A 21,808-nucleotide genomic window follows, 5' to 3' on the forward strand; every position below is an offset into this window, starting at 1 on the left:
ACACGACAGGCAAGACGCCGCCGATGGCACAGACCAGGAGGAGCAATGAGAGCGTTTGAATACTTCGAACCGGCAACGCTGGCGGAAGCCTCGGCCATGCTGCACCGGTGCGGCGGCAAGGCCAGCGTGCTGGCCGGCGGCACGGACCTGCTGGTCCAGATCAAGGAGTCCGTGCGCAAGCCCGAGCAGGTGATCAACATCAAGAAGATCCCGGGCATGGACGTGCTGACGTTCGACCCCGTCAACGGCCTGCGCATCGGCGCGCTGGTGACCACGCGCGCGGTGGAGACCTCGGGCTTCGTGCAGCGCCACTATGCCAGCCTGGCGAAGGCCGTGACGGACTTCGCCTCGATCCAGGTGCGCCATCGCGCCACCGTGGTGGGCAACGTCTGCCGCGCGTCGCCGTCGGCCGATTCGATCGCGCCGCTGGTGGCCGATGGCGCTTCGGTGCACCTGTATGGCCTGTCCGGCTCGCGCGAGCTGCGCGTGGTGGACTTCGTCACCGGCGTCGGCAAGACCGCCATCGCGCCGGACGAGATCGTCACCCGCATCACCGTGCCGGCACCGCGCCCCCACACCGGCAAGGTCTACCTCAAGCATGGCCGCCGCGCGCAGATGGAACTGGCCACCGTCGGCGTGGCGGTATCGCTGACGGTCGAGAACGACTACTGCGCCGAGGTCGGCATCGTGCTCGCCGCGGTCGGCCCGACCCCAGTACGCGCCGTGCGTGCCGAACAGGTGTTGCGCGGCCAGCGCGTGACGGACGCGCTGATCCTGCAGGCCGCGCACGCCGCTATGGGCGAAGCGCGCCCCATCAGCGACGTGCGCGCCAGCGAAGCGTACCGGCGGCAGATGGTCAGCGTGCTGACCCGCCGCGCTCTCGAACAAGCCCTGGAGGCCGCAACATGCGAAAGATAATCGAACTCGTCATCAACGGCGAGCCGCGCGAACTGGCGGTGGAACCGCACGGCACGCTGCTCGACGCCCTGCGCAACGACGCCTGCCTGACCGGCACCAAGAAGGGATGCGACGTGGGCGAATGCGGTTCGTGCACCGTCATCATCGACGGCCAGCCGATGAATTCCTGCCTGGTGCTGGCACCCGAAGCGCACGGCTGCCACATCACCACCATCGAAGGCGTGCAGCCCGCGCCCGACACCGTGCACCCGATCCAGGAGCAGTTCATGCAGTGCGGCGCCGCGCAGTGCGGCTTCTGCACGCCGGGCTTCGTGGTGATGGCCAAGGCGCTGCTGGATGAGAACCCGCGTCCCACGCGCGACGAAATCCGCTTTGCCATTGCCGGCAATATCTGCCGCTGCACCGGCTACACCAAGATCATCGAGGCCATCGAGAGGACCGCCGAGGCCATGGACTTCGCGGGCTGCAAGGCCCGCGCCAGCGAGGAGGCATGATGACCCACGCCGTGATCGGACACAGCGTCAAGCGTACCGACCTGCTCGACAAGGTCACCGGCAACGCCAGATACGTTGCCGACATGCCCTTCCCCGGCCTGCTGTTCGGCAAGATGAAGCGCTGCAACCTCGCGCACGCGAAAATCCGCCGCATCGACACCTCGCGTGCGCTGGCATTGCCAGGCGTCAAGGCCGTGCTGACCCATGAGAACGTGCCGCGCGTGCTGCACGCCGGCTCGCCCCACCCGCGCTCCGCCTCGGTGACCTGCGACCAGTACATCCTGGATGACAAGGTGCGCTACTGGGGCGAAGGCGTGGCCGCGGTGGCCGCCATCAGCGAAGAGATCGCCGAGCGCGCGATCGAGCTGATCGAAGTCGAATACGAAGCGCTGCCCGCCGTCTTCACCACCGAGGACGCCGAGCGCTCCGATGCCCCGCGCATCCACGAGCGCGAACCCGGCGGCAACCTGGTGCTGCCGCCGGTGATCATCAAGCGCGGCGACGTCGAAGCGGGCTTTGCCGAGGCGGACTTCATCCTCGAAGGCATCTACGAAGGCGGCCGCCCCACCCCCGCCTACATGGAGCCCAACGTCTGCACCACCAGCTGGGACGGCAACGGCAACCTGACGGTGTGGATCTCCACCCAGACCGCCTTCATGGTGCGCGGCATCATGGCCGAGGTGCTGGGCCTGCCGCTGCACAAGGTGCGCGTGCTGGTCGACCACATGGGCGGCGGCTTCGGCGCCAAGCAGGACCTGTTCCAGCAGGAGTTCCTGTGCGCGCTGCTGGCGCGCGAGACGCGCCGCCCGGTGCGCATGGAATACACGCGCGAAGAAACCTTCCTCGGCGGCCGCACGCGCCATCCGGCCAGGATCTGGCTCAAGCAGGGCTTCCGCAACGACGGCACCATCACCGCGCGCCAGGCCAAAGTGGTGTTCAACTCCGGCGCCTATGGCTCGCATGGCCCGGGCGTGACCAATGTCGGCACGGCCGCCATGGTCTCGCTGTACCGCTGCGACAACGTGCTGCTGGAAGGCCGCTGCGTCTACACCAACAGCCCCATCGCCGGCGCCTTCCGCGGCTATGGCGTAGTGCAGACCTATTACGCGCTCGACGTGCAGATGGACGAGGCCGCCGAGCACCTGGGCCTGGACCCCGCCGGGCTGAAGCTGAAGAACGCCGTGCGCGAAGGCGACATTGCACCGTCCAACCATCCGCTGATCGGGCACGGCCTGGAGGCCTGCATCGAGAAGGGCATGGAACTCGTCGACTGGCCCGCGCTGCGCGGCCGCCAGCGCGACACCAGCGGCCCGATCCGCACCGGCTGGGGCCTGGGCTGCGAGATGCACGGCAGCAGCGCCTATCCCGGCATCAAGGAGCAGGGCAACGCCATCATCAAGATGAACGAGGATGGAACAGTGGTTCTGCTGACCGGCGCGGCCGGGCTGGGCACCGGTGCGCATACGGCCCTCGCGCAGATCGTTGCAGAAGAGCTGACCCTGCCGTTCGAAGCGGTGGCGGTCGTGCACGGCGATACCGACGTGGTGCCCTGGGACATCGGCGCCTTCGCCAGCCACACCACCTATATGGTCGGCAAGGCCGCGCAGATGGCAGCGGGCGAGATCAAGCGCCAGCTGTTCGATCGCGCCGCCAAGCTGATGGAATGCGAGCCCGCGGCCCTGACCCTGACCGCCGGCGTGATCGCCGTGCGCGACCGCGACGGCCCGACCCTGACCGTGCGCGAGGCCGTGATGCCGCGCAAGGGCATCCCCGCCGCGCAGCTGGTGGGCACCGCCACCTATCACCCGACCAAGTCGTATTCGTTCGCCGCGCATTTTGCCGAGGTGGCGGTCGATACCGAAACCGGCTTCATCACCGTGCAGCAGGTGGTGCCTGTGCATGACGTCGGCAAGGTGATCCACCCGGTCGCGGCCGCAGGGCAGATCGAGGGCGGCATCCAGCAAGGCATCGGCCATACGCTGTATGAGGACTACCAGATCGACATGCGCACCGGCCGCTCGCTCAACGCCAACTTCGTCGACTACAAGATGCCGCTGGCGATGGACATGCCGCCCATCCACACGGTGATCCTGGAGGTGGCGCCCGACCCCGGCGGCCCGTTCGGCGCCAAGGGCGTGGGCGAGGACCCCATCGTCGCGATCGGGCCGGCGATTGCCAACGCGGTGTTCGACGCCATCGGCGTGCGCTTCCGGCACTATCCGATCAAGCCGGAGCAAGTGCTGCAGGCACTGGCGGAGAAGGCAGCGAAGGAAGGCGCCACTCCATGACCCGCAAGCAACGCCTGGTGGTCGCCATCACCGGCGCCAGCGGCGCGGTGTACGGCGTGCGCGTGCTGCAGGCGCTGTCGGCGCTGGACGGCTGGGAGACCCACCTGGTCTGCTCGCCGTCCGGCCTGCTGACCGCGCACCATGAGCTGGGATTGCAGCGCCCGCAGATCGAAGCCATGGCCGACGTGGTGCACAACGTGCGCGACATCGGCGCCACCATCGCCAGCGGCTCGTTCCGCTGCGATGGCATGGTGGTGGCGCCGTGCTCCATGCGCACGCTGGCCGCCATCGCCACCGGGCTTGCCGACAACCTCGTCACCCGCGCCGCCGACGTGATGCTCAAGGAGCGCCGCCGGCTGGTGCTGCTGGCGCGTGAGACGCCCCTCCACCTGGTGCACCTGCGCAACATGACCGCGGTGACCGAGATGGGCGCCATCGTGCTGCCGCCGGTGCCGGCCTTCTACACACATCCGCAGTCAGTGGACGACATCGTCAACCACACCGTGGGGCGCGTGCTGGACCTGTTCGACGTGCCGCACGACGGGCTGGTGGAACGCTGGCAAGGCTTGCGCCCCAACGTGGCCACCGCTTGAAAAGAACTCTCGCCTCGCGGTAGCGAGGAACGCAGTACCCAACTCGGTACAAATCAGGAGACAACATGAACGCACCTGCCGTCGCACAACAGCCGCCCGTCCCGGTCACCATCCTTACCGGCTTCCTCGGCTCGGGCAAGACGACGCTGCTCAACCACATCCTGACGCAGAAGCACGGCCACCGCATCGCCGTGATCGAGAACGAGTTCGGTGAGGTCGATGTCGATTCCGACCTGGTGATGACCTCCGACGAAGAGATCTACCAGATGACCAACGGCTGCATCTGCTGCGTGGTCGATGTGCGCACCGACCTCGTGCGCATCCTGCAAAAGCTGCTGGAACAGCCCGATCGCTTCGACCATATCCTGGTCGAGACCAGCGGCCTGGCCGATCCCACGCCGGTGGCGGCCACCTTCTTCATGGACAACGAAGTCGCCAAGCAGGTCACGCTGGACGGCATCCTGACGCTGGTGGACGCGGTGCATATCGAGAGCCACCTCGATGATCCCCAGCTGACCGGCTTCGACAACCAGGCCGTCGACCAGATCGTGGCGGCCGACCGCGTGATCCTCAACAAGTCCGACCTGGTGAACGCCGCGCGGCTCGACCGGCTGGAGGCACGCATCCACCGGCTGAACGAGGGCGCGCAGATCCTGCGCTCCAGCTTTGCGCAGGTGGACCTGGGCAAGGTCCTCGGCATCGGCGGCTTTACCACGGGCACGATCCAGGCGGACGCGCACGATGACCACCACGATCATGCGCACGACCATGACCACGACCATCACGATCACGTTTGCGACGAGCATTGCGACCACGTGCACGATGACGACGCGCATGGCCACCGCCACGATCCGTCGGTCACGTCCGTATCGCTGGTGTTCGACCAGCCGTTCGACCGCCAGCGCCTGGAGCATGGCCTGAAGGCCCTGCTCGCGGCGCAGGGCGACGATGTGTTCCGGATGAAGGGGATCGTGGCCGTGGAGGGCGATGACCGCCGCTACGTGCTGCAGGCGGTGCACCGGCTGATGGATTTCCATCCCGCCGATGCCTGGGGACCGGAAGCCGCGCAAAGCAAGTTCGTGTTTATCGGCCGGCACCTCGACAAGCTGCGCTTGCAGACGCTGCTGAAGGTCTGCCTGCCTGTGGCCCAGGCAGCCTGACGGTCCTGACCAGCAGCGGGGGCTGACCTCCCGTCAGTCGCCGCTGCTGCCCGGCACGCGCTTGCGCAGCAAGTACCTTTGCGTCCCCTCCATGACGCAGACGTCGTTCTGGTTTCGCACCTCCGACCGCATCGCCAGCACGCCGGTCGTACGACCGGGAACCAGCTCGGTGACGGTGAGGCGGCAGTACAACGTATCTCCGACGTATACAGGTGCGAGGAAGCGGCTGCTCTGCTCGATGAAGCCCTTCAGGGACTCCTCGACCATATGGGGGAACAGGCCTGCCCCCGCGGCAGTCTGTATCACGACCTGGAAGCCGTGTGCCAGCATGTGCGGCATGCCGTGAGCACGGCAGTACTCGACATCGTAGTGAACCGGATGGTTGTCCCCGCTTGCCAGCTGGAACGCCGCGAACAGCGCGTCGGTCATGGTGCGGGACGGCAGATTGAAGTGCTCTCCGAGTTCGAAATCCTCAAAGTAGCGTTGCGGACAAAGTTGATAGGCATTCATGGCTTCTCCGTGTTCCTGATGGTTCGTTCCGGCGCTGGCGTGCGCGGATTTTGCTCAGTCGGCTTTCATATTCGTAGCGACGGCCACCCGCTTCCACTTCTCCAGTTCCGCCCGCAGGAATTTGTCGAGCCCCGCTGGTGTAGGCTGGGTCTCCAGCTGCAACCCGAGCTCGAAGGCCTTGCTTTGCAGGGCGGGATCGCTGAGTGCATCGCCAAGTGTCGAGACCAGCTTCTGGACAACTGTCGAAGGTGTTCGGGCTGGCACGAATACCGCATTCCAGGTGTACGCCTCATAGCCGGATACGGCTTCCGCAATCGCCGGCGTCTCCCTGGTCTGCGGCAGGCGTTTTTCCATCGACGTTCCCAGCAAGCGCACCGTTCCTGCCCGCACCTGCGCCAGCCCTGTCGGTGCGCTGTCGATCATGAATTCGACATGGCCACCGATAAGATCGGCCATGGCAGGCGCGCTCCCCCGATATGGGACATGGACCGCTTTCGTTCCTGCCGTGTAGTTCAGCAGTTCCCCGGCGAGATGCGGGGCACTGCCAACTCCGGCTGAGCCATAGTTGACCTGACCGGGACGCGACTTCAGATAAGCGATGAATTCCGGCAGTGTTTTCGCCGGAATGCCCTTGTTCACGACCAGCACCAGGGGCGCACGAGCTGCCAGCCCGACTGGCGCAAAGTCCTCGATCGTGCGATACGGCAGGCTGGCGTGAATGCTTGGGTTCACGGCGTGCGCGACGGTGGTCAGCAGCAAGGTATATCCGTCCGGTGCGGCCTTCGCCGCGAGCTCGGTGCCGACTATCGTGCCGGCCCCCGACTTGTTCTCGACAACCACCGAGGTGTTCAGCTTGCGGCCCCAGCTTGCAGCCAACGATCGGGCGAACGTGTCCGTCGGCCCGCCAGCGGGGTACGGAACGATGAGTCGGACAGGCCGCGCCGGGTAGTCTGTCTGCGCCACGGACGGGGACGCACAGGCCAGGAGTGTCGCGGCGCTCCCCAGCGCGCTGGTGATCCTGCGGAAGAATATGGTCATGTTGGTCTCCGATTCTTTTTTGCGTAGCACAGCGGTAGCTGCGGTGACGAGCCGAAATATAGAATCGGACCCTGCAAGGACACCAGTCGAAAGCTCCTGGGGTGTCGTTAGAATTCTTCTAAACATCCCCAGGAACTGTCGGGCAACGGAGACAAGCGTGCGTTTCGAACTCACCGATCTGCGAGTATTCCTCGCCATTGCGCAGGCCAAGAGTGTGACGGCGGGAGCGTCAGATGTGCATTTGACGGCGCCTTCCGCCAGCTACCGCCTCAAGAACCTCGAACAGGCGATGGGCGTTCCGTTGTTCAACAGAACACAGAAGGGCATGGCCCTGACGCCGGCGGGCGAGACGGTACTGCGCTATGCCGAGGCGATCATGGAGAACGTCGAACGCTTGCAGTCGGAGATGCGGCGCCATACCGACGGCATTGAAGGGCATATCCGTGTCTACGCGAACAGCAGCACCATGGCCAGCTTGCCCGCGGCACTTAGCCGGTTCCTGGCGGCGTACCCGAATGTCAATGTCGACCTGGAGGAGCACCTCAGCGAGGACAGCGTGCGCGCAGTGATCGAGGACCGTGCGGACGTCGGCTTGGTGGCCGGCGCCATCGACATGCGGGGCCTGGAGTTCATTCGATATGGCGTCGATGAGCTGATGTTCGTGGTTCCGGCACGCCACCCGTCAGGGTTGCTCGACAAGATGTCCCTTGCACAGGCGTTGGCGTACGATCTGGTATCCGTCGGCAGCAAGAGCAGCAATTTCCTCTTCCTCAATGACATGGCAGCGCGTGCCGGCATCAAGCCACGCGTTCGCGTGCATGCACCCGACTTTGCCGCGGCCATGCGTTGCGTACAGGAAGGCGCCGGCATCTCCCTCGTGCCACGTTCCGTAGCGGGTCCCCTGATTGAGCAAGGGGTGGTGGAAGGGGTCGCCCTGGATGAGCCATGGGCCCGGCGCGAGCAGCGGATAGTCGTGCGGAGCCAGAAGGCGCTCCCAGCCTATACGCGGGACTTTATCCGCTATGTCGCCGAATGGGGTGCACCGGACGCCGCGCCGTAAGGCCACGCATGCGACCGGTTTCGAAGACTTCGAAGCCGCCTTAGGAATTCTCGACTGTTCGGGGGAAGAGGACCGTTCCTATACTTCGTCGTCCGGCCCGCGTGCCGCCAGGTTCCCTCATTCTCCCTCCATGAAACCCAGCCTACGCCCCCTTGATGGCATCACCGTTCTGGCGCTCGAGCACGCTGTAGCGGCACCCTTTGCCAGCCGCCAACTCGCCGATCTCGGCGCCCGCGTCATCAAGGTGGAGCGCCCGGTTGTTGGCGATTTCGCCCGCGACTATGACCATTCCGTGCACGGCCAGTCGTCGTTCTTTGTCTGGGCAAATCGCGGCAAGGAAAGCCTCACGCTGGATCTCAAGAAGCCCGAGGCCAAGGCGATTATGCACAAGCTGCTCGCCGAAGCGGACGTGTTCATCCAGAACCTGGCGCCGGGCGCCGCCCAACGCATGGGGCTGGACTTCGAGTCATTGCATGCTGACTATCCTGAGCTGATCGTCTGCGATATCTCAGGGTATGGCGACAGCGGGCCATACCGCGACAAGAAGGCCTATGACCTGTTGATCCAGGCCGCTGCAGGCCTGATCTCGGTAACCGGTACGGAAGCTGCGCCGTCGCGCACCGGCATTTCCATCGCGGACATTGCCGCTGGCATGTACGCCTATACCGGCATCCTGTCCGCCTTGCTGCAACGCGCGCGGACTGGCGCTGGCCTCAGGGTTGAAGTCACCATGCTCGAGGCATTGAGCGAATGGATGTCATATCCCCTGAACTTCGCTCACTATGGCGGCATGCCGCCGGCACGCAATGGCGTTGCGCATCCGGGTATCGCCCCCTACGGCCAGTATCAGACCGGCGATGGGGCCAGCGTCATCTTCGGGCTGCAAAACGAACGGGAATGGGAGCGCTTCTGCACCGAGGTGCTGGAGGACCCGGCCCTGGCGGCAGATGCCCGCTTCAACTCCAATCTCCAACGCGTCGCCAATCGCGCGGCATTGGACCAGGAGATCGCCAGTCATCTCCGGTCCATGACCCGGGAGCAGCTGGTCAAGCGTCTCGATCGCGGGGGCATTGCCAACTCGCCCCTGAACGATATGCATGATGTGTGGCAGCACGCGCAATTTGCCGCACGCAATCGCTGGCGGGAAGTCCAGACGCCGGGTGGCGCGATCCAGGCACTTCTGCCGCCGGCAACGCTGTCGGGCGTGCCAGCTGCCATGGGGAATGTGCCGGCAGTCGGCGAGCACTCCACCCTTGTCCTGAAGTCACTCGGCATGAACGAGGCGGAGATCGAAGCCCTGGCGGCCGCGGGCACGATCTGAGCGCTGAAGGCCTTCCTGCCTGTGGCGCCGGCAGCCTGATGATCCTGAGCAACAGAGGGCTGGCTCGCCGTCAGCCCCCCTGCTGCGCTGCCGACCGCAAGGTCTGCGACGGCAGCTCGCCGAACTCGCGCCGGTACTCGCGCGAGAACAGGCTCAGGTGGGTAAAGCCGTGCCGCAGCGCAATCGCGCTGACCATCCCCTTCTGTTGCCGCGCCCGCTGCAGATCAGCGCGTGCGCCATGCAGGCGCAGCAGACGCAGGTACTCCATCGGCGTGGTGTTCTTGCTCTTGCGAAAGCCCAGCTGCAAGGTGCGCGCCGATACGCCGCAATGTGCGGCGATCTGCTCCAGCGTCAGCGGCTGGTCAAGATTGGCTCGCAGGTAGGCGATGGCATTGCGCACATAGTCCGGCAGCACCGCCTCGAACCGGCGCGGCAGCATATTGCCGTCCGCGGCAAAGCGGTCTAGCAGCAGTGTCGACAGCACGATGCGCTCGATGCTGCCATCCACCGCCGGCACGCCGCTGCCTTCGCGCCGCACCCGCGTTTCCGCGCGCAGGTAGCTCACCAGCGCCTGCCAGCGCTCGGCACGGCCATCGTCCGCCACCGGCTGCATGTCGAATTCAATCGGCACCGGCGGCTCGAAGCTGAACTGCTGGCGGAACGCCTCGTCGATCAGCTGCCGGCGGATCACCACGCTGAAGCGCTCGCAGCCAGGGTCCAGAGACAACGTGGCCGGCACGGTGGGCGAGAACACAAAGGTCGCCCCCGGCGGCATCAGCATCGCGCCACGCGGCGTCTGCACGCGACACGTACCCGCCAGCACAGTCTGGATTACGAACTCATCCTTGTTCGGCTGCGGCTCGATCTGCACCGCCTGGTTGTAGGCAATGGTGACCAGCGTCAGCCGACCGATGGTGCTGGTGTCGATACGGGCATCGAGCGCCGCATCGGCTTGCGTCGCGCGCAGCCGCGCAGGGCCGAACACGCGCCCGGAAAGCGACTGGATGCGATCCAGGTCACCGCCGCGGCTGACTGGCGAGCGGGAGGCTGCAGCAAACCATCCTGCGGTGGGCGACATGGCATTGGGAAAGTGGTGGAAGGAGCCGGAAATACGCCTTCGCTCTCAGCGCATTCGGATAGCAATGAAGGAGCGCATCCATCCTATGACCACCCCCGCCCTCACGCAACCCAAGGGAAACCCCTGATGCCCCGGGCGCGCATTTTGCAAGCGCGATTGCGGCCCGGTGCCAGGGCCTTCGCAATAACGCTATGACGGCATGCCGTGCATCACTACTGTGCAAGGCATGCGTCGGCCATGCGCCGAGCATGGCACCGTGACGGACCGAGCCCGGCAACCAACAGACCGGGCCAGCCGCCGCCGGCATGGCGCACTTTCCCCCAGCACGCGGCAGGAGACAACATCATGCAAGCAGCGGTTCACCCCGTCGACCAGGTCCTGCCGGCACGCGCCATGGCGTCGCTCGGCTTCCAGCACATGCTGGTCAGTTATCTCGGCGCCATCGCGGTGCCGATGATCGTGGCCGGCGCGCTCAAGATGTCGCCGGCGCAGACCACCATGCTGATCAGCACCGCCCTGTTCACCTCCGGCATCGCCACCCTGCTGCAGACCGTCGGCTTCTGGAAGTTCGGCGTGCGCCTGCCGCTGATGCAGGGCGTGGCGTTCAGCTCCGTGGGCCCGGTCATCGCCATCGGCACCGATCCGTCGCTGGGCTTCAACGGCGTCTGCGGCGCCATCATCGCCGCGGGCGTGATCGCGATGTTCCTTGCGCCCATCATCGGCAAGCTCAAGCGCTTCTTTCCGCCGGTGGTCAGTGGTTGCACCATCACCGCCGTGGGCCTGTCGCTGTTCCCGGTTTCGTTTCACTGGTTTGGAGGCGGAAGGGGGGCGCCGGATTTCGGCGCCCCCATCTTTTTCATCGTCGCCTTCGGCGTGGTGGCGCTGATCCTGTTCATCAACCGGCACGGCGGTGAACTGATCCGCAACCTGTCCGTGGTGATCGGCCTACTGGTTGGCGGCGCGGTGGCGTGGATGCTGGGCATGGGCAGCTTCGATGAAGTCGCGCGCGCACCGTGGTTCACCATGGTGACGCCGTTCGCCTTCGGCATGCCCACCTTCAACGTGGGCGCCATCACCACCATGGTGATCGTGATGGTGGTGCAGATGGTGGAATCGATGGGCCTGTTCATCGCCGTCGGCGATATCGTCAAGCGCCCCCTGACCGAGCGCGACGCCACCCGCGGCCTGCGCGCCAACGGCCTGGCCAGCGCCATCGGCGGCATGTTCGCGGCCTTCCCGTATATCGCGTTCATGGAGAACGTGGGGCTGGTCATCGTCACCGGCGTGCGCAGCCGCTGGGTGGTGGCCACCTGCGGCGCGATGTTGTGCGCCGTGGCGCTGGTGCCCAAGATCGGCGCGCTGTTTGCGTCGATCCCGGCAGCCGCGCTGGGCGGCGCCACCATGGTCATGTTCGGCGTCGTCGTCGCCGCCGGCATCAAGACCCTGGGCGAGGTCGAATACGACCGCAACCCCAACAACCTCTCCATCGTCTCCATCACGCTCGGCTGCGCGATGATGCCCGTGATGCTCCCCGTCATGCTGGAGAAGCTGCCCGGCTTCCTGCAGCCCTTTGTCCACAGCAGCGTGATCATCGCCTGCGTGGTCTCCGTGGTGCTCAACCTGATTCTCAACGGCGTGCCCGCCCGTGAAGCCGACGAGCTGCCCGCCAGTGCCGACAACGTCCAAGGAGTCTGAAACATGGTGCAGAACACCAACGCCACCACCAACGCGCCCGCCGGCGACCTGCTGATCCGCAACGCCGCTGCCGTGATGACGGGCAGCACCGGCAATGCCGCGCGAGCGGGCGCCGCCGACATCCGCATCCGCGACGGCCGCATCGCCGAGATCGGCGCAGCCCTGCCGCGCCAGGACGGCGAGGCTGTGCTCGACGCCACCGGCTGCGTGGTCTACCCGGGCTGGGTCAACACCCACCACCACCTGTTCCAGAACCTGCTCAAGGCCGTACCCAGCGGCATGAACGTGGGGCTGGAGCAATGGCTGGCCTCCGTCGCCTACCCGCGACTGGCACGCTTCACGCCGGAGATCTTCCGCACCGCCGTGCGGCTGGGGATGGCTGAGCTGCTGCTGTCCGGCACCACCACCTGCGCCGATCACCACTACCTGTATCACCACGGTCATGGGGCAGAGACCGGCGACGTGCTGTTCGAAGTAGCGGAGGAGCTTGGCATGCGCCTGGTGCTGTGTCGCGGCGGCGCCATCCAGTCAGCCTCAGATCACCCCGGCATGCGCGCGACTGCACTGGAGCCGGAAACGCTGGACGAGATGCTGGCCGATATCGAACGGCTCAAGGCCCGCTACCACGATGCCTCAGCAGATGGCCTGCGCCGCGTGGTGGTCGCGCCAACCACACCGACCTTCTCCCTGCCCCCCGCCCTGCTGCGCGAGCTGGCCGCCTTCGGGCGCGGCATGGATTTGCGGCTGCATTCGCACCTGTCCGAGACCGACAACTACGTGAAGTTCTGCCGCGAGAAGTATCAGTGCACACCGGTACAGTTCGTGGCTGACCACGACTGGCTGGGGCCCGATGTCTGGTTCGCGCACCTGGTTACCGTTAGTCCCGAAGAGATCCGCATGCTGGCCGTGACCAACACCGGCATGGCGCACTGCTCTGTCAGCAATGCGCGGCTTGGCAGCGGTATCGCACCAGTGCGCGCGATGGCCGATGCGGGCGTGCCGATCTCACTGGGCGTGGATGGCGTGGCGTCCAATGAATCGGGCAGCATGGTGCATGAGGCCAATTTCGCCTGGCTGGTGCACCGGGCACTGGGCGGGGCCGCGCAAACCCGCGTGGAGGAAGTCATCCATTGGGGCACCGCAGGCGGCGCGCAGGTGCTGGGGCTGCCGGGAATCGGCACGCTCGCGCCAGGGCAGTCTGCCGACCTGGCGATCTATGACGTCAACGGGCTGCGGTTCCATGGGTTCCATGACATCGGCACAGCTCCGGTGGCGGCTGGCGAGCCTGCGCCGGTGCGGGATGTGCTGGTGCGTGGGCGTCAGGTGGTGCGTGATGGCGCGATCGTGGGACTGGATCTGGAGAAGCTGCGCCGGGAGGCGCGGGAGGCATTGGCAACGCTGGTGGATTGAGGGAGGGTTTAGGCGTTTGGCTATTTGCTGGCGGGCGGAGGTCGGGCAGGATGCGGCGTCCGTGTGGGAATGCGAAGTGTCTTATCGAGTCGAGCGCCGTGACGCGGGAGACTGGGGCTGTCATCGAACAACGGTGACCGAGTGTGGAAACTCGACAGCTTCATCCAGGGCGATCGCTGCATGCGATTGCCCTCTTCCGCGTACGCGCCATTTCTCCATATGGCGGGCCGGACGAGGCAGCCGCAAGGCTGACCGGGATTGGGTGAAGCACCGGTTTTCCACCCTCGTCGTCAGGCCCGCCGCCCTCCCCTAACGTCGTGCGGCGGACCTTCACTCAACGATAGGAGGTCCTATGTCGGAAATCGATCTATCCACGGCGCGGTACAGCCTTCAGTCAGTTTCGGCTGGTATGGATGGTGTGCTTACCCTGCTGGAACAGCAGAGTGTGCAATTCGAGGGCTGCTTTAGTGCATTTTGCTTGTTGGGGCTGGTGAAAGCGCAGCTGGAGAGTGTGTTGGCGGATGAGCTGCCTGCGTCTTAACGGGTAGGCTTCCCGGCAAAGGCGCTGACAGTGAAGTCGGGAAGCCTCTCCCACCCCTGGTGTCGGCTCGCAGCGAATGCACCAATCCCAGAGCGTGGGAGCGCGCAGGTACACTTCAACCCATAAAAATAGTAGGTGGGTAAGGACGATGTACCACTACACAGACGGCGGCCTTAAAGACGTTTGGCTGGCCAATGGATACAAGATCCAGAGCACGCTCCACGGCAAAGGCGTATCGATCGAAGATCTGGATGGTCTTTGCGTCGCCATCTGCCTCGCCCTGGCCAAGAAGCCATCCCCTCTCACCGGTACCGAATTCCGCTACATCCGCAGCGCAGGCTTGATGCAATCGCAAGCCGGTCTGGCAAAACTGCTTGGGAACAATGAGCAGGCCGTCGCTCGTTGGGAGAAGACCGGCAAGTTGCCAAGGTGGGCCGACAAACTGGTACGCCTGCTTTACCTGGCCCGCGCAGAAGGCAGTGCCCCTATTGCCTCAGTCATCGAACGCATCAACGCAGTCGAGCGCGCGGAAAAGCAGAAGATCATGCTACGCGCGGCGAAATCCGGGTGGGCGTCTAAGGTCGAGTCACAGGGCAGTGACGAAGGCATTGCGGCATAAGAAGCGATGCGCGCGAAAAGCGCCTTCACCGCCGGCTGCCGACTCAGGGGCGAGAACTTCTATAGTTTCGGCAACTGGGAAACGACGGCGACTTGCGATCAAGCGTCCCAAGGGTTCAGGATGCTCACGCCAGTTGCCATGAAGTCGGCGACATTTCGTGTAACGACGGTCATACCGTGCACGATTGCTGTTGCGGCAATCAACGCATCCCGCTCCGATTGCCGGTCTGGTACGTGCAGCCGAGCGCAACGCAGGGCCACGGCGGTATCAATGGGCAAAACGCGGCCTGCGAATTCGGGCAATACATGGTGGTCCAGCCACGCCCGCAGCAGCGCGCCCTGGCGGGCATCCCGCCGCTCGATTTGCAAGACACCGGTTTCCAGTTCCATGATGGTGACGGCCGACACAAAGAGCCAAGCTGCATCAACGCTGGCAGACCACGCTGCAACGTTTGCATCAGCCTTACCGGCTCGGACCTTGCGCAGTTCGGAAACGACATTGGTATCGAGCACGAACATCATGTGAGATCAGCGGGGCGGAATTTGATGTTGGCACGTGGCGGATTGAACTCGATGTCTTCAATTCCGGGCATCGCGAGTGCGTCCGCAATATTGCGACGCTGCTGGGTGAGCCTCTGATATTCCTCGAAGCTCAACAGCACATGCGCCGGTTTGCCGCGGTCCGTGATGAAGACCGGACCATCCTTCGTCGCCTTCTTGGCTCTTGTCACGTCCTGATTGAGTTCTCGGCTCGATAGGGTTGTGATCGTCATGATGACACTCTCAGCAACTTCAATGTAGTTACGTTACTACAATGAAAAGAGCGGCGCAACCATGCTTTGCCTACATCACGAGGACATGGCCCGCCTATGTTGATATGCCCGCGCTGAGCTGCAAACCCTTGGTGGGGCCTCGCGGCGGTATCCGTGACTGGACGCACAGGCACTCGCGCTTCCCGCCCGCCCATCCACGAACTTAACCCGTCTATTCGGCCCATAGGCCTGGTACTGCTCTTTGTGGTGGCCTACCTCACGCATGACAACGAACTCCATGACGAGGTATCCCATGCACCACGCCTTCCCGCCCAATGACCCCAATGCCATGGCCTACTGGCGGGCGCGCCGCATGGTGCATGCCCTGCGCGGCTGGCCACCGCGATCCGGGCACTGGTACGGGGCTGGCGTGAAGCAACAGAATGGCGGCGCGATACTTCTCAATCACCCTTAAAGCCCGACGCCTTGATCACCGGCGTCCACCGTGCCGAAAGCGCGCTCGCATACCTGGCAACCTCATCAGAAGTGCCGCCCGGCAAGATGTCATACCCGGCGCGCGCCAGCTTCTCGCGCACGTCCGGCATGGCCAGCACCTTGCGCACGGCCTGATACCACTGCGTGGTCACGTCGGGCGGCGTGTTGGCGCGGACATAAAGCAGGTAGCGCGACGACGTCACCAGGTTGGGGAAACCAGACTCCGCAAACGTAGGCACATCCGGCAACGCATCGGCGCGCTTTTCCCCTGCCACGGCCAGCACGCGGAGCTTGCCGCCGCGATGCAGCTCGGTAAAAGTCGTGATGGCGTCCATGCCTGCCGCGATCTGGTTGCCCATCATTTCCGTTGCCATCGCCGAGCCACCGCGATACGGCACCAGCGTGCTGCCGGTGTGCGACTGGCTGACGAACTCCACGGCAAGGAAATGCAGCAGCGTGCCAACCGTGCTGATGCCAATCGAGTACTCGGCCGGCTTGGCCCTGGCAGCCTTGACGAAGTCGGCCAGCGTCTTGATGGGTGAGCTGGCGCTGACCGCAATGCCGAACTGGACGCCCGTCACATCGGTGATCGCCGTGAAGTCGGTGGCGGGGTTGAAACGCATATTGCTGTAAATCAGCGGCCCGATGAACATCGGATCGACGGGTGCAAGCAGCACGGTATTGCCGTCGGCCGGGGCGTTCTTCAGGAATTCGGCCGCCACGCGCGTCCCGGCACCGGGACGGTTGTCGACGATGACGGTACGACCCATGGCGTCCTTCAGCTTCTCGGACAGCAGGCGGCCCATGTAGTCGGCCGGCCCTCCCGGCGGGAACGGCACGATGATGCGCGATACGGTCTGCCCCCATGCGGCTCGGGAGAGCAGGCCACCGGTACACAAGGCGGCGGCGGTGCCGGCCAGCATGGCGCGGCGGGAAAGCCGTGGGGCGTAAGCAGGTTTGCGTTCGTTCATGGGAAGCTCCTGGGTCTAGATGCCGGTTTGCACGTCGGTGAAAGGGGTAAAACGCGCCGCGTCTTCAATGGCCTGGCCGGCGCGCAGCAACAGGTCTTCGCGGAAGCGCCATGCCATCAGTTGCACGCCGACGGGCACGCCGCCGGCCATGCCTGTCGGCACGGACAGCCCCGGCATGCCGAGCATGGCCGTTGCCAGCAAGGGGCTCTGCGCGTCCAGCAAGGCCTGGTTCTCATCTGGCGTGCGGATATCCGCGTCTTGCACGCTCGGGCGCTGCCACGACACCGGCATCAGGACCAGCGGATACGTTTGCATGAACAGCGACCAGTTGCGTGCGATCGCCTGGCGCCGCGCCAGGGCATCCAGAAAGCCATCGCGATCGGTTTCCTGCATCCCGTCAAGCATGTTGCGCTGGCTTTTCCGCATGGCCTCGTCACCATGCTGGTCAACGCCTGCGATGATGTTGCGGCGGCTGTCGTCGACCGTCAGCGTGCGCCACAGCGCCGCCGCTTCCATGAAGTCAGGCAGGCTGGCCTCCTCGACCGCGTAGCCCGCTTGCTGCAGCCATTGCGCGGCACTGTCCAGCGCTGCGCTGACCGCGGGGTCGACGGGAATGCCCGGACAACGCCGGAACAGCGCGACGCGTGTCGGCCCGGGCGGCAGCGGCAGTTCCAGCGGCACCGGCACCCATGCCGGGTCGCGCCCGTCATAACGGGCCATGGCGTGGTAGCCGAGCCGCAGGTCGGCAATGCTGCGCGCAAGCGGCCCCTGCACGGACATGAGTTGTGGCGTGATGCTGCGCTCGGCAGTGGCCGACGGGTTGTACGCGGGCACCCGCCCCGTCGTCGGCCGCAAGCCGACGACGCCGCAGGCATAGGCCGGATAGCGGATGGAGCCGCCGATGTCATTGCCATGCGCCAGCGCGCCCATGCCGGAAGCGACCGCGGACGCGGCACCGCCGCTGGAGCCACCGGGCGTGATGTCCGCATCCCACGGGTTCAGCGTGCGCCCGTGCAGGCCGTTGTCGGTGAACCAGCGCGAGGAATAGGTAGCCGTATTGCTGCGCCCGACGATGATGGCCCCGGCACTGCGCAAGTTTGCGACCACGGGGGCATCCTCACGCGCGATGTTGTGCTTCAGCGGGATCACGCCGTTGGTGGTGGCATGGCCTGCCTGGTCGACATTGATCTTGATCGTGACCGGCACGCCATGGAGCGGCCCCAGTTCTGCGCCCTCAGCAAGCTGGCGGTCCGCCGCATCCGCGCTGGCCAGCGCCTCTTCTGCCAGCACCTCCGGCAACGCATTCAGACGAGGGTTAAGGGCATCGATGCGGGCCAGCACACTGGCGGTGACCTCGCGGCAGGAAATCTCGCGCCGCCGCACGGCATCGGCAATGTCGACGGCGCTCCAGCGCCAAAGCAATTCAGCAGGTTTCACGTCAAGGCTCCCAGGATTCAGGCAATAGGAATCCCACCCGCCGTGTCGGATGCGACGATGGCGGTTGGGTGTGCGGAAAAAGGGGGGACGCTAGCGCGTCAGGGGATCAGTCGACCGGGCTCATCAGCAAGCTCCCGCGGTCCACCCGGGATTCGGCCTCCAGGGCCAGGGATTCCGCATGCTCCATGTGCTCCTGCATCAGGGCACGCGCACGCTCCGGGTCGCGCGACCGGAAGGCTTCGATCAGCGCGTTGTGACTGTGGAAGATCTCTTCATCAAAGTCGTCGAAATCATCCTGCGCATTACGGACCACGATGACGCGGCGGATGATGTCGTTGAGCAGGCGGCAGAACAACGCCAGCATCGGGCTGCTGCAGGCATCGGCCAGCCGGTCGTGGAACAGCAGGTCGGCCTCGCGCCGCTCATTCCAGTCCGTGCTGCCGCCATGTTCCGGGTGGCTCAGCCCGACCAGGGCTTCGAGATCGGCGATATCGGCATCGGTCAGGCGCAAGGCGGCGTTGGCGGCCAGCTCGGGCTCAACCGCGCGGCGCAGGGCGTACAGCGTGACGATATCGACCGACTGAAAGTACAGGAAGTTGGAAACCGCCTCCAGGCATCGCTCATAGGGCGGCTGCGTCAGCGTGGCACCGCCGTTCGGCCCTGTGCTGACCTTGACCAGCCCCTGCGCCTGCAGCGACGCAAGCGCCTCACGCACCGTCCCGCGTGCGACGCCCATCTGTTCGATCAACGCTGCTTCCTGCGGCAGCTTGTCTCCGACCTTCTGGTGCGTCTGCACGATCCAGCGCTTGATATCGTTGACCACCTGGTCCGAACGCTTCACGCGCCTGCTGCCCTCTATCTGCGGGGTTGGCTTGGAATCCATCACTTCGTATTTATGATCATAATTACCATGATTATGGTGAAGGACTGGGCTTTTCCTATGCGGGTATTCCCGGCGGCACGGGCGAAAAGTTGATCGGTCACAACATGTCGGGGGGCATGGAGGGAATGGACCCGCCGACATTCGCGGTATCCGCGCGCACACCGGCGAACGAAATCCGTCGATTCGGCCCATGGGCCTGGAGCGGCGCTTTGCGGTGGCCTATACCTGAGGCAAGCCAACCATCTTGATCACGAGGTATCCCATGCACCACGCCCTCCCGCCCAACGACGACCCCAACGCCATGGCCTACTGGCGCGCGCGCCGCATGGTGCGTGCCCTGCGCGGCTGGTATATCCACCTGCTGGTCTACGCTGTGGTCAATGGCTGGCTGTGGTTCCGCTTCTTCTACTTTCCCTTGCCGCGGTGGTCGCACTACGCCAGCACCGGCTGGCCGTGGCCGCTGACCACCACCCTGGCCTGGGGCCTGGCGCTGGCGGTGCATGGGTTGCTGGTATGGACGCGGCTGTCGCGCCGCGGACGTGACTGGGAACAGCGCAAGATCCAGGAATTCATGGATCGCCAGTGAATCCGTCAGCCGGCGGCGCAGTGGCGCCGCTGGCTGCCTTACATCTGCCGGAACCGGTGCATGTAGGCGCGAGATACCGGCAGTTCGGCTTCGCTGTCGCGCATCCGGACAAAGAGCCGCCCCGCCTCATCGCGGCGCGTGCCGGCCACGAATTCCATGTTGACGATGGACGAGCGGTGGATCTGCCAGAACACCTCGGGATCGAGGCCGGCAATCAACTCCGCCAGCGGCGTGCGGATCAGGTGTTCGCCATCGCGGGTATGCACGACCACGTACTTGTCGTCGCTCTGGAAGTACATCACCTCCTGGATCGGCACATGGCTGGTGGTATTGCCGCGGCTGGCGCGTACCCAGCGCAACTGGCCGCCGTTTTCCGCGCGCGGCTGGGCGCGCGTGAGCTGGTTCAGTAGCTGTGCCAGTTCCGGCAAAGGTGCCGCTTCCTGCAACGCCTTGCGCAGCCGCTCGATGGTGCGGCCGAGCCGTTCCTCGCTGACCGGCTTGACCAGGTAATCAACGGCCGCGCGCTCGAACGCGTCGAGCGCGAATTCGTCATAGGCCGTGACGAACACCAGCCGGGTATCGGTTTCAATCCCCTGCGCCACCTCCAGGCCGGACAGGCCCGGCATCTTGATATCGAGGAAGGCCACGCTCGGCGACAACCGTGCGATGGCGTCGGCAGCTTCGAGGCCGTTGGTCGCCTCGGCAACGATCTGCAACTCCGGCCAAAGGCGTTGCAGCTTGCTGCGCAGATATGCGCGCAGGTGCTCTTCGTCGTCGGCAATCAGGGCGGTGGGCGTCATGGAGCGTCTCCGTATCAGGATGCACGCGGCAGCGGGATTTCGATCAGCACAGCGGTGCCGGACGAGCGTTCTTCAATCCGTACGTGGGCGTCACCGTCATACAGCACAGCCAGCCGTTCACGCAGGTTCGAAAGCCCGACACCGGCGCCGGCCGAGGGGCGAAAGCCCATGCCATCATCCTCGATGGTTGCCAGCATGCGCGGGCCTCGCCGCTCCAGCCGGACCAGCAGCCGCCCGCCTTCGATCTTGGGCTCCAGCCCATGCTTGATCGCATTCTCGACCACGGGCTGCAGCAGCATCGGTGCGAGCGGCATCAATTCGAGTTCCGGGTCGACATCGACCGAGTAATGCAGCCGGTCCCCCATGCGGATGCGGATCAGCGCCAGATAGTCACGCAGCAGCTTCGCCTCCTGCGCCACCGTGCCTTGCGTGGCGCGGCTGGCTGCAAGCGATGCGCGCAGGTAGGCGATGAAATGCTCCAGCATCAGCGTGGCCTTCTGTGGCGCGGGCTCGATCAGGCTGACTACGTTGGCCAGGGTGTTGAACAGGAAGTGCGGTTCGATCTGCGCCTGCAGCAGGCGCATGCGGGCTTCGACCAACTGCTTCTCCGTCGACAGCGTGCGCACCTGCTCTTGCGCCATGTATTCCGCGATCTTGCGTTCTTCCCACTGCCGCCCGAGCAGGCCGACGCGACCCCAGGTCATGACGCCGTGTATCGCCAGGCCGATGCCCCAGCCCATGAGCGGTCCACCGGACCATGGACGATGCGGCGATCCCACCAGATGGAAGCCGATCAACAATGCATTGACCGCCACGTAGACCATGGCGTGCATGTAGAAGAAGCGCAGCGCGCGCACGCGGCGGCGGGCGTCTTCGTAGGCGCGCTGCTCGGGGGCGGATCGCCAGATGCGGGAGTCTGGGGAGTGCACGGGCGGGTGGTGGTGGGGGCGGAGATAGCGGGAGGTTACCACTGCGATCCGGGCTCTGATATGGGGGTGGCGGGAATCGACGGATCGGCGGCGCGGATCGCAGGAAAGCAGGCGCAGACCGCTTGGCAGCCCCGCCGGAGCCGCCGGCTCGCCAGTGTCGCCAGTGTCGCCAACCAGCAAATCACCAAAACTACCGAAATAGCCACCGTTACCGTTTTGTGCCTACAATTG

The 21,808-nt window shown here is 65.1% G+C and carries 22 protein-coding genes and 1 pseudogene; 13 read left to right on the plus strand and 10 right to left on the minus strand.

Annotation, left to right across the window (positions count from 1 at the left end; translation table 11 throughout):
* The first annotated feature begins 45 nt into the window (after positions 1-45).
* From RS901_RS04335 to RS901_RS04355, 5 genes are all read left to right on the plus strand, one after another.
* Positions 46-918, plus strand: a complete 873-nt coding sequence (locus RS901_RS04335; protein WP_316151676.1) for a xanthine dehydrogenase family protein subunit M — start codon at positions 46-48, stop codon at positions 916-918.
* On the plus strand, positions 906-1,412 hold the full coding sequence (locus RS901_RS04340; RefSeq protein WP_316151677.1) for a (2Fe-2S)-binding protein: 507 nt from the start codon (positions 906-908) through the stop codon (positions 1,410-1,412). The genes RS901_RS04335 and RS901_RS04340 overlap by 13 nt, the downstream gene beginning before the upstream one ends.
* Complete coding sequence (locus RS901_RS04345) at positions 1,412-3,700, plus strand: xanthine dehydrogenase family protein molybdopterin-binding subunit (protein WP_316153373.1); 2,289 nt, start codon at positions 1,412-1,414, stop codon at positions 3,698-3,700. Before RS901_RS04340 ends, RS901_RS04345 begins: the two co-directional genes overlap by 1 nt.
* Complete coding sequence (locus tag RS901_RS04350; protein ID WP_316151678.1) at positions 3,697-4,293, plus strand: UbiX family flavin prenyltransferase; 597 nt, start codon at positions 3,697-3,699, stop codon at positions 4,291-4,293. The genes RS901_RS04345 and RS901_RS04350 overlap by 4 nt, the downstream gene beginning before the upstream one ends.
* 65 nt (positions 4,294-4,358) lie before the next feature.
* Positions 4,359-5,453 carry a GTP-binding protein gene (locus RS901_RS04355; protein WP_316151680.1) on the plus strand — a complete coding sequence of 365 codons (1,095 nt, stop codon included), beginning with the start codon at positions 4,359-4,361 and terminating at the stop codon, positions 5,451-5,453.
* 33 nt (positions 5,454-5,486) lie between these two features.
* On the opposite strand, the gene RS901_RS04360 is transcribed toward RS901_RS04355, so the two are convergent.
* Positions 5,487-5,963, minus strand: a complete 477-nt coding sequence (locus RS901_RS04360) for a MaoC family dehydratase (protein WP_058698058.1) — start codon at positions 5,961-5,963, stop codon at positions 5,487-5,489.
* 54 nt (positions 5,964-6,017) lie between these two features.
* Complete coding sequence (locus tag RS901_RS04365; protein ID WP_316151681.1) at positions 6,018-7,001, minus strand: tripartite tricarboxylate transporter substrate binding protein; 984 nt, start codon at positions 6,999-7,001, stop codon at positions 6,018-6,020.
* A gap of 157 nt (positions 7,002-7,158) precedes the next feature.
* Here RS901_RS04365 and RS901_RS04370 point away from each other — a divergent pair, with 157 nt between their 5' ends.
* Positions 7,159-8,061, plus strand: coding sequence for a LysR family transcriptional regulator (locus tag RS901_RS04370; RefSeq protein WP_316151682.1), 903 nt, complete (start codon positions 7,159-7,161; stop codon positions 8,059-8,061).
* A 130-nt stretch (positions 8,062-8,191) separates the two neighbouring features.
* Complete coding sequence (locus RS901_RS04375; protein ID WP_316153375.1) at positions 8,192-9,382, plus strand: CaiB/BaiF CoA-transferase family protein; 1,191 nt, start codon at positions 8,192-8,194, stop codon at positions 9,380-9,382.
* Positions 9,383-9,452: 70 nt separating this feature from the next.
* Here RS901_RS04375 and RS901_RS04380 read toward each other — a convergent pair whose 3' ends face one another.
* Complete coding sequence (locus RS901_RS04380) at positions 9,453-10,460, minus strand: AraC family transcriptional regulator (RefSeq protein ID WP_316151683.1); 1,008 nt, start codon at positions 10,458-10,460, stop codon at positions 9,453-9,455.
* A gap of 345 nt (positions 10,461-10,805) precedes the next feature.
* Here RS901_RS04380 and RS901_RS04385 point away from each other — a divergent pair, with 345 nt between their 5' ends.
* The 4 genes from RS901_RS04385 to RS901_RS04400 all read left to right on the plus strand — a co-directional run bounded on the left by RS901_RS04385 (position 10,806) and on the right by RS901_RS04400 (position 14,725).
* On the plus strand, positions 10,806-12,155 hold the full coding sequence (locus tag RS901_RS04385) for a nucleobase:cation symporter-2 family protein (RefSeq protein ID WP_316151684.1): 1,350 nt from the start codon (positions 10,806-10,808) through the stop codon (positions 12,153-12,155).
* 3 nt (positions 12,156-12,158) lie between these two features.
* Complete coding sequence (locus RS901_RS04390; protein WP_316151685.1) at positions 12,159-13,565, plus strand: amidohydrolase family protein; 1,407 nt, start codon at positions 12,159-12,161, stop codon at positions 13,563-13,565.
* Positions 13,566-13,917: 352 nt separating this feature from the next.
* On the plus strand, positions 13,918-14,106 hold the full coding sequence (locus RS901_RS04395; RefSeq protein WP_316151686.1) for a DUF1484 family protein: 189 nt from the start codon (positions 13,918-13,920) through the stop codon (positions 14,104-14,106).
* A gap of 148 nt (positions 14,107-14,254) precedes the next feature.
* Positions 14,255-14,725 carry a hypothetical protein gene (locus RS901_RS04400; RefSeq protein ID WP_316151687.1) on the plus strand — a complete coding sequence of 157 codons (471 nt, stop codon included), beginning with the start codon at positions 14,255-14,257 and terminating at the stop codon, positions 14,723-14,725.
* A 98-nt stretch (positions 14,726-14,823) separates the two neighbouring features.
* Here RS901_RS04400 and RS901_RS04405 read toward each other — a convergent pair whose 3' ends face one another.
* Positions 14,824-15,246: a type II toxin-antitoxin system VapC family toxin gene (locus tag RS901_RS04405; RefSeq protein WP_316151688.1), complete on the minus strand. Its 423-nt coding sequence runs from the start codon at positions 15,244-15,246 to the stop codon at positions 14,824-14,826.
* On the minus strand, positions 15,243-15,497 hold the full coding sequence (locus tag RS901_RS04410; RefSeq protein ID WP_316151689.1) for a type II toxin-antitoxin system Phd/YefM family antitoxin: 255 nt from the start codon (positions 15,495-15,497) through the stop codon (positions 15,243-15,245). The genes RS901_RS04405 and RS901_RS04410 overlap by 4 nt, the downstream gene beginning before the upstream one ends.
* 292 nt (positions 15,498-15,789) lie before the next feature.
* Here RS901_RS04410 and RS901_RS39035 point away from each other — a divergent pair.
* Positions 15,790-15,873 (plus strand): annotated as a pseudogene (locus RS901_RS39035) (2TM domain-containing protein); the annotation flags it as partial.
* 64 nt (positions 15,874-15,937) lie between these two features.
* On the opposite strand, the gene RS901_RS04415 reads toward RS901_RS39035, so the two are convergent.
* The 3 genes from RS901_RS04415 to RS901_RS04425 all read right to left on the minus strand — a co-directional run bounded on the left by RS901_RS04415 (position 15,938) and on the right by RS901_RS04425 (position 19,220).
* Positions 15,938-16,942 carry a Bug family tripartite tricarboxylate transporter substrate binding protein gene (locus RS901_RS04415; protein ID WP_316151690.1) on the minus strand — a complete coding sequence of 335 codons (1,005 nt, stop codon included), beginning with the start codon at positions 16,940-16,942 and terminating at the stop codon, positions 15,938-15,940.
* Positions 16,943-16,957: 15 nt separating this feature from the next.
* Positions 16,958-18,379, minus strand: coding sequence for an amidase family protein (locus RS901_RS04420; RefSeq protein WP_316151691.1), 1,422 nt, complete (start codon positions 18,377-18,379; stop codon positions 16,958-16,960).
* Positions 18,380-18,485: 106 nt separating this feature from the next.
* A complete protein-coding gene (locus tag RS901_RS04425; protein WP_316151692.1) occupies positions 18,486-19,220 on the minus strand; it encodes a FadR/GntR family transcriptional regulator in 735 nt (244 codons plus the stop codon).
* Between the two features lie 304 nt (positions 19,221-19,524).
* Between RS901_RS04425 and RS901_RS04430 the strand changes: the two genes are divergently transcribed.
* Entirely contained in the window at positions 19,525-19,848 is a 324-nt protein-coding gene (locus tag RS901_RS04430) for a 2TM domain-containing protein (RefSeq protein WP_316151693.1), read from the plus strand.
* 38 nt (positions 19,849-19,886) lie between these two features.
* Here the strand turns inward: RS901_RS04430 and RS901_RS04435 are convergent, their stop codons facing one another.
* Both RS901_RS04435 and RS901_RS04440 read right to left on the minus strand, forming a co-directional pair.
* Entirely contained in the window at positions 19,887-20,648 is a 762-nt protein-coding gene (locus RS901_RS04435; protein WP_316151694.1) for a LytTR family DNA-binding domain-containing protein, read from the minus strand.
* A 14-nt stretch (positions 20,649-20,662) separates the two neighbouring features.
* Complete coding sequence (locus RS901_RS04440; RefSeq protein ID WP_410054152.1) at positions 20,663-21,757, minus strand: sensor histidine kinase; 1,095 nt, start codon at positions 21,755-21,757, stop codon at positions 20,663-20,665.
* Positions 21,758-21,808: the final 51 nt, after the last annotated feature.

The organism is Cupriavidus sp. BIC8F (assembly GCF_032465815.1).
GTDB classification, from domain to species: Bacteria; Pseudomonadota; Gammaproteobacteria; order Burkholderiales; family Burkholderiaceae; genus Cupriavidus; species Cupriavidus necator.